This is a genomic window from Hydrogenophaga sp., assembly GCF_041633695.1.
In the GTDB taxonomy this organism is placed as follows: Bacteria; Pseudomonadota; Gammaproteobacteria; order Burkholderiales; family Burkholderiaceae_C; genus Hydrogenophaga.
In genome coordinates, this window is sequence record NZ_JBFJMY010000184.1 from 1 (window position 1) to 7731 (window position 7731).

The window sequence follows — 7731 nt, forward strand, 5'->3', positions numbered from 1 at the left end:
CACCCCCAGCCGCCGCTGGGCCCGCAACGCCGCAGGTGTTCTCGGCGGCGTGTGGCTGGTGCTGGGCTGTCTGGTGGCCGGATCGGTCGCGGCGCAATCGATCCGCGTCAAGGAAATCGCGGCGGTGCAAGGCGTGCGCAGCAACCAGCTGACCGGCTACGGTCTCGTGGTGGGCCTGGACGGCACGGGCGACCAGACCACGCAAATGCCTTACACCGCCCAGAGCATGAGCAACTACCTGCAGCAGCTCGGCCTGTCCTTGCCGGCCGGTGCCAGCATGCAGCTCAAGAACGTGGCCGCTGTCCTGGTCACGGCCCAGTTGCCGGCGTTCGCGCAGCCCGGGCAGGCGATTGACGTCACGGTGGCCTCCATCGGCAACGCCAAATCGCTGCGTGGCGGCACCCTGATCGCCACGCCGCTCAAGGGCGCCAATGGCGAAATCTATGCGCTGGCGCAAGGCAATCTGCTGGTGGGCGGCGCCGGTGCCTCGGCCGGCGGCAGCAAGGTACAAATCAACCACCTGAGCGCGGGCCGCATTCCCGGTGGCGCGCAGGTGGAGCGCACGGTAGAGACGTCTTTTGCCCTGGGTGACACCATCGACCTGGGCCTCACCGCCGACGACTTCACGACCGCGCGCCGCGTGGCCGACGCCATCAACCGCAGCCTGGGCAGTGGCACGGCACAGGCGGTGGACGGCCGCCTGGTGCGCTTGCGTGCACCCGCCGACGCCCATGCCCGCGTGGGCTTTCTGGCCCAGGTGGAAGAAGTGCGGCTGGAGGCCAGCGTGCCCACCGCCAAGGTCATCATCAACGCCCGCACCGGCTCCATCGTGATGAACCAGGCCGTGACGCTGGCCGCCTGCGCGGTCGCACACGGCAACCTGTCGGTCAGCATCAGCTCCACCCCCATGGTGAGCCAACCCAATGCGCTGTCCACCGGGGGCCAGACCGTGGTGACGGAAAAAGCCAATATCCAGATCAGCCAGGACGCGGGCTCGCTCATCAAGATGGACACCGCCCCTCAGCTGGCCGATGTGGTGCGGGTCTTGAATTCCCTGGGTGCCACGCCGCAAGACCTGCTGGCGATTCTGCAAGCCATCAAGGCCGCAGGCGCCATGAATGCCGAGCTGGAGGTGATCTAAATGAACCGCGCCCGCGCCGCTTCAACCCCCGCTTCGCGCCAGCTGTTCCAGGGCGCGCAGCCTGCGGTCGCGCGCAGCGCGATCCGGGGTGTTCCCGGGCGGGGCACGGTGCTGCGCACGGGCGCCCGCATGCTGCTGGACGCCACCACCGGTTTGCTGCGCATACAGGCCATGGCGAATCGCCGCGCGCCCGTGGTGGCGGAAAGGATGTGGTCATGAGCATTTCGCCTTTGAAACCCCAATCCCTGGCGGCCGACCCCGGGTCGCTCAACGCCCTGCGTTTTGCCAGCGGCGACGGACCGACCGACAAAGCGACGCTGAAAGAAGCGGCCAAACAGTTTGAATCCTTGTTCATGCGCGAGCTGATCAAGAGCATGCGCGAAGCGACCATGAAGTCGGGCCTGATGGAGAACGAGGGCGCCGACCTGGGCACCGATTTGTTGGACCAGCAGTTCGCGGTACAGCTCTCGGGCCTGCCCGGTGGCCTGAGCGAAGCGATCGAACGGCAATTGAGCGGCCGCATGGCGCCCGCGACCGACGCAGCAGCGCTGCCGGGCAACACCGGAGCGGCATCGGTCTCCACCCTGGGCCGGGTCGAGGGCAGCAGCCGGCAAGCCGGTTTTGTGAACCAGCACGAGCAGGCCGCCGCTGCCGTGGCGCGCGAGTCGGGCATACCGTCGAGTTTCATGCTGGGCCAGGCCGGGCACGAGACCGGTTGGGGGCGCAGCGAAATCCGCCACAGCGATGGCAGCAACTCGCACAACCTGTTCGGCATCAAGGCCACGTCGAGCTGGACCGGCAAGGTGGCCGAAATCACCACCACCGAATACGTCAACGGCGAACCGCGCAAGACCGTCGCCAAGTTCCGTGCCTACGATTCGTACGCCGATTCGTTCCGCGACTACGCCCGCCTCATCAGCCAGAGTCCGCGCTACGACCAGGTGATGGACAAGCTCGGATCGGCCGAACAGTTCGCCAGTGGTTTGCAAAAAGCCGGCTACGCCACCGATCCGCAGTACGCCGCCAAGCTGAGCCGCGCCATCAACACCACGCTGAGCTTGCAGAGGGCGCAGATATGAGTACCCCCCGAAGCACCTGCGGTGCCTCCCCCCAGGGGGCAACACCTGCGGCCGGGCAAAGCCCGATCCGCGGTGTTTCTGGCTGGACTTCCTCGCTCCCTCTCCCCGTGGGAGAGGGACGGGGTGAGGCACTTGCCGGTCGTGGCTGTTTCGCCTACACGGGCGTGAGGTACTGACATGTCTGCACTGAACATCGGCGCCAAGGCCATGACCACCAACCTGGCGGTGTTGCAGGTCATTGGCAACAACATCGCCAACGTCAACACGCCGGGCTATTCGCGCCAGTCGGTGGAGCTCAAGAGCGCGGGCTACCAGGACCTGGGCAACGGGTTTTATGGCAAGGGGGTGGACATCAACACCGTGACCCGCGCGCACGATGCCTATCTCACCCGGGAGGCGCAGCTGGCGACATCGGTGGCCTCTGCCGACAAGGTCATCCTGTCCAAGATGAAGCAGCTGGAGCAGCTGTTTCCTACCGGCAGCGCGGGCCTGGGTTCGACCATGAACGACATGCTCAACGCCTGGACCGACGTGGCTTCTTCGCCGAGCAACCTCACCGCGCGCACGGTGGCTATCTCGCGCGGCGACGAGCTGGCTGCCCAGATGCGCGACACCGCTGGCCAGCTCGACCTGTTGCAGAACACCTCGCAGCAGCAGATGCGCACCACGGTCGACAACGTCAACCGCCTGGCCAAAGACATCGCCACGGTGAACCAGCGCATCAAGGAAACCCAGGGCCAGCCGCATACCCCGAACGACTTGCTGGACCAGCGCGATCAATTGATCAGCCAGCTCAACCAGTATGTGCAAACCTCCAGCGTGCTGAACACCGACGGCACCACCAACGTGTTCGTGGCCGGTAGCCTGCCCCTGGTGCTGGGCTCCGAGGCCAACAAGCTGGCCACCTTGCGCGACGCGGGCGACCCGAGCCAGATGAAAGTGGCTTTTGTGCAAGCGGGTCAAAACACCTTGCTGAGCGCCAATGCCATGGGCGGCGGCGAGCTCGCAGGCCTGATGCGGTTCCTGAGCACCGACCTGCCGCAAGCGCAAAACGAGCTTGGCCGCATGGCGCTGGCGCTGGCCACCGAGGTGAACAACCAGCACGCGCTCGGCGTCGATCTCAAAGGCAATACCGGCACCAACTTCTTTGTGCCACCGGCTCGCTCCGTGGGGGTGGCCAACGCCGGCAACAGCGGTAGCGCGGCCATCGGCGCAGCGGTGAGCAACGCCTCTGCGCTCATGGCTTCGGACTACGAAATCAGTTTCGACGCCTCCGGCGTCAACGTGAGGCGCTTGAGCGACGGCAGCACCCAGTCGTTTGCCGCACTGCCCGCCGAAGTCGACGGTCTGCGCTTTGAGCTGGACAGTGGTGCCGCCGCCACCGGTGACCGTTTCATCGTGCGCCCTTTTGCGGCGGCAGCGCGCAACCTCACCATGGCCATTGGCGCGCCCGACCAGTTGGCCGCCGCCAGTCCGTTGCAGGCGCAGCCCGCCAGCAGCAACGCGGGCGGCCTGAGCATAGAAAGCATGTACGCGGTCCAGTCATCGGCCAACCTGACGGACCCGGTGAGCATCAGCTTCCTGGCCAATGGCAGTTTCACCGTGACCGGTGCCGCGCCCGGCAGCCCAGCACCCGACAACCCCGGGCCGCCCGCCAGCTACAACTACGTGCCGGGCCAGGCCATCAGCTTCAATGGCTGGAGTCTCACGCTGCGCGGCAGCCCCAGCGCGGGCGACAGCTTTGCGGTGGGGGCAGCACCCGCCGGTTCCAGCGCACAAAACGGCGGCAACGCCGGAGCCTTGCTGGCCTTGCGCGACAAGCCCACTTTTGAGGGCGCTTCGCTGAGCGATGGTTATATCGGCCTGTTGTCTTCGGTCGGCACCAAGGTGCAGGGCGCCCAATTCGCCGCCGAATTTTCTGCGCAACTGGCTGGCAGCACCGAGTCGGCGCGTGCCGCGGTTTCGGGTGTGAACCTGGACGAGGAAGCCGCGCGTCTGTTGCAGTACCAGCAGGCCTACCAGGCCGCTGCCAAGTTTTTGCAAATCGCACAAAGCACCTTCGACACGCTGATGCAAAGCGTTGGCCGCTGAACCCCGGAGCCGCCATGAGAATCGCCACCGCCAACAGCTACGACAACACCATCAGCATGCTGACCAAGCGCCAGGCCGAGCTGTCTGCGCAGCAAGAGCGCCTGTCCACCGGCAAGCGTGTGATACGCGCCAGCGACGACCCGGTGGCCGCCACCCTGGCCGAAGGCGCACAAAACCGCATGGGTCGCGTGCAGGCCGATATGCGGGCGCTGGAATCTTCGCGCACCAGTCTGGCCCAGGCCGAAAGTGGACTGGCCGAATCGGGCGAGTTGCTGCAGAAAACCCGCGAGTTGCTGGTGTCGGCCAGCAACGCGACCTACAGCGCCAGCGACCGCAAAACCATGGCCGACCAGATCGAGGGTCTGCGCGACCAGATGCTGGCGGTGGCGAACCGGCAAGACACCGAGGGCCGCACCTTGTTCGGTGGCCTGGGTGGCAGCACCCAACCTTTTGTGGACTTGTACGGCCCCAGCGGGACGGGTGTGCAGTTCAACGGCCAGCGCGGGCAGAGCGCGGCGGGCAATGTGTCGCTGCCCCAGTCCTTTGACGGCGAAGCGATCTGGATGCGTCTGCCACAAGGCAACGGCAGCTTTTCGCTCGACCTGCCCAGTTCCAATACCGGCGGCGTGCGCACCAGCAGCGGCCAGGTGAGCGACGCCAGCTTGCTGACCGGCCACGACTACTCGGTGGCGTTTGCCAGTGTGGGCGGCGCCTTGCAATACACCGTGACCGATCTGAGCACCGGCACACCGGTGGCGGGCCAGACCGGCGTGCCCTACGAAGCCGGCAAGACCATCGGCTTTGATGGTTTGTCGTTTGAAATGAAGGGCCAGCCAGCGGCGGGCGACAGCATCGAACTGCGGCCGGTCACGGGTGTCACCGACATCTTCAAAGTGATGCAGGACGCGATCGACACCTTGCGCGGCAGCCAGAGCGACGCCAGCCGCAACCAGGCGCTCTCGCGCACCCTGGGCGAACTCGACAGCGGACTGGACCGGGTGCTGAGCGCACGCGGACGCGCCGGCGAATGGCTCAACCGCGCGGAGTCGCTGGACAGCTCGCTCAAGAACCGCTCGGTGGCACTGGAGAACGAAAAATCGCAACTGGAAGATCTGGACATGGTGCAAGGCATCTCCGACTTCCAGAACCAGCAGACGGCGCTCGAAGCGGCGCTCAAATCGTATGCGCAAGTGCAGCGCCTGTCCCTGTTCCAGTACCTGGGCTAGGGCGTGGTGGGCACTTGGCCAGACAGTGAGAACAGGCCCTGAAGGGTTTGCGGAGACGCCATGAGCCAGACCGTTTTGGACAGCATCGCCCTCGGCTACCAGCCGATCTGGGGCCGCCAGCGCCAGCTCGCGGCGGTGCGCCTGTGCGTCAAAACCCTGAGCGCCGACACCTTCGACGCCCAGCACCTGATGGAAATCCTGGACGACGACTGGCCGGCCAGCGCGCCGGTGCTGGTGTTGCGCCTGGACGCCCACTTGCTGCTGTCGCAGGCTCTGGACGGTGAGCCCGTGCCCAACATCTGGCTGGAAGTGCCGGTGTCCCACTTCCAGGACGCCGACAGTCTGGCCCGCTTGGAATCGGCGGTCGGGCGCGGCCATGTCTTGGTGCGCCGCGCCGCCTTGGCCGACCTGGGTGCGGAAACCGAAGCCCCGCTGGGCGTGCGCAGCTTGTTGCGCCTGACGCCCGCCGAGGCTTTTCAAGCCTTGCAGAGCCAGGCCAGCAGCACCGCAGGCGATGCACTGGCGCCGTTCCTGCCTGGTCAGATTTATGAAGGCATGGGCAGCCATGCACTGGCCCAACTGTGCCTGGACAGCGGCAAGGCCTGGGGTGTGCTGGACTGGCCCGACGACGACGTGCTGCACGCCTACCGGCAACAGACCCTGGCTTGTGAAGACGCGGTGATCCAGCAGGTGCAAACCGCGATTGACCGCGACAGCGCGGTCGATCGCATCGAGCGCGTGCTGCGCCAGGACCCGGTGCTGGTCTACCGCCTGCTGGTCATGGTCAGTGCCTCGCCAGCGGCGCAGCGCGCACCCATCGAATCGCTGCGCCACGCGATTCTGATGCTCGGTTTTTCCGCCTTGCAACGCTGGCTCACCGAGCAACTGGTGGACAGCGACCACGACACCGCCTTGCACCCGGTGCGCTACCGCATGTCGATGCGCGCGCGCCTGGCGCAGCACCTGCTCGAACCCGGCTCGGACGCCTACCTGCGCGCCGAGGTGTATCTGACCGCGCTGCTGGCTCAGATCGACCTGCTGGAGCACCAGCCGCTGGCCGATCTGCTGGAGCGCCTGTCGCTACCCAACCGCGTGCCCGACGCCTTGCTGCGCCGCAGCGGCCCTTACCACCACTACCTGCAGGTCTCGGCCGCCCAGGGCGACGCCGCCAACCTGCACCGTCTGCCCGACCTGTGCCACCACCACGGCATCAGCATGGAGCACGCCAACCGCGCCTTGTTGCGCATGCTGTCCACCAGCCGGGACTTCTCACCCGGCCGCTGAAAACACCCGGTTCCGGCCAGGCGCCGCCGGTGCGCGCTACCATCGCGCCATGCACCAAAGCGCACTCGTTCTGTTTTCCGGTGGGCAAGACTCCACCACATGCCTGGCCCTTGCACTGGCGCGTTATCCGCGCGTGGAAACCCTGGGTTTTGACTACGGCCAGCGCCACAGCGTGGAGTTGTCGGCCCGCACCGTGGTGCTGGAAAAGCTGCGCCACGCCTTTCCGGCCTGGGGCGCGAAGCTGGGCGAAGACCATTTGCTCGACCTGGCCGTGCTGGGCAAAGTGTCGGAGACCTCGCTCACCCGCGACACGGCTTTCAAGATGGAAGCCAGCGGCCTGCCCAATACCTTTGTGCCGGGGCGCAACCTGCTGTTTCTCACGCTGGCCGCCGCGCTGGCCTACCGGCGGGGCATGGACGTGATCGTGACCGGGGTCTGCGAAACCGATTTTTCCGGCTACCCCGATTGCCGCGACGACACCATGAAAGCGATGCAGATCGCGCTCTCGCTGGGCATGGACAAGCGCTTTCTGATCGAAACGCCGCTGATGTGGATCGACAAAGCCGCGACCTGGCAAATGGCGCACGACCTGGGCGAAGCCACCGGACCGCAGGGCGGCCAGACCCTGGTCGATCTGATCGTGGAGCACACCCACACCTGCTACCTGGGCGACCGCGAACACCGCCACGTGTGGGGCTACGGATGCGGCACTTGCCCGGCTTGCGATTTGCGGGCGAAAGGCTGGGCGGGCTACACCGCGGCTTGAGTCTGCAGCCTAGTGCGTGCTGCGTGGTGCGATCAGGCCGGGTCGCTGGTGGCGGGCACCACCCGTACCGGGCCCTTGTGCACCACCGGCGGGCGCGAGCGCGCGTCGACCACGGCCCAGGCGAACACGCCCAGGCCACCCAGC

General features: G+C 66.5%; 7 protein-coding genes. All 7 read left to right on the plus strand.

Annotated elements, in window-relative coordinates; genetic code table 11:
• Window positions 1-49: 49 nt before the first annotated feature.
• The 7 genes from ABYB95_RS12565 (at window position 50) to queC (ending at window position 7587) form a co-directional block, all read left to right on the plus strand.
• Entirely contained in the window at window positions 50-1141 is a 1092-nt protein-coding gene (locus ABYB95_RS12565; RefSeq protein ID WP_372658905.1) for a flagellar basal body P-ring protein FlgI, read from the plus strand.
• Window positions 1142-1360: a hypothetical protein gene (locus ABYB95_RS12570; protein WP_372658897.1), complete on the plus strand. Its 219-nt coding sequence runs from the start codon at window positions 1142-1144 to the stop codon at window positions 1358-1360.
• Window positions 1357-2220: a flagellar assembly peptidoglycan hydrolase FlgJ gene (gene flgJ, locus ABYB95_RS12575; RefSeq protein WP_372658898.1), complete on the plus strand. Its 864-nt coding sequence runs from the start codon at window positions 1357-1359 to the stop codon at window positions 2218-2220. Before ABYB95_RS12570 ends, flgJ begins: the two co-directional genes overlap by 4 nt.
• 177 nt (window positions 2221-2397) lie before the next feature.
• Window positions 2398-4311: a flagellar hook-associated protein FlgK gene (gene flgK / locus ABYB95_RS12580; protein ID WP_372658899.1), complete on the plus strand. Its 1914-nt coding sequence runs from the start codon at window positions 2398-2400 to the stop codon at window positions 4309-4311.
• Between the two features lie 14 nt (window positions 4312-4325).
• Window positions 4326-5537, plus strand: a complete 1212-nt coding sequence (gene flgL, locus ABYB95_RS12585) for a flagellar hook-associated protein FlgL (protein WP_372658901.1) — start codon at window positions 4326-4328, stop codon at window positions 5535-5537.
• A gap of 60 nt (window positions 5538-5597) precedes the next feature.
• Window positions 5598-6821 (plus strand): HDOD domain-containing protein, encoded by a 1224-nt coding sequence (locus ABYB95_RS12590; RefSeq protein WP_372658902.1) that lies wholly within the window; start codon window positions 5598-5600, stop codon window positions 6819-6821.
• A 49-nt stretch (window positions 6822-6870) separates the two neighbouring features.
• Complete coding sequence (gene queC, locus ABYB95_RS12595; RefSeq protein WP_372658904.1) at window positions 6871-7587, plus strand: 7-cyano-7-deazaguanine synthase QueC; 717 nt, start codon at window positions 6871-6873, stop codon at window positions 7585-7587.
• The last annotated feature ends 144 nt before the right edge of the window (window positions 7588-7731 follow it).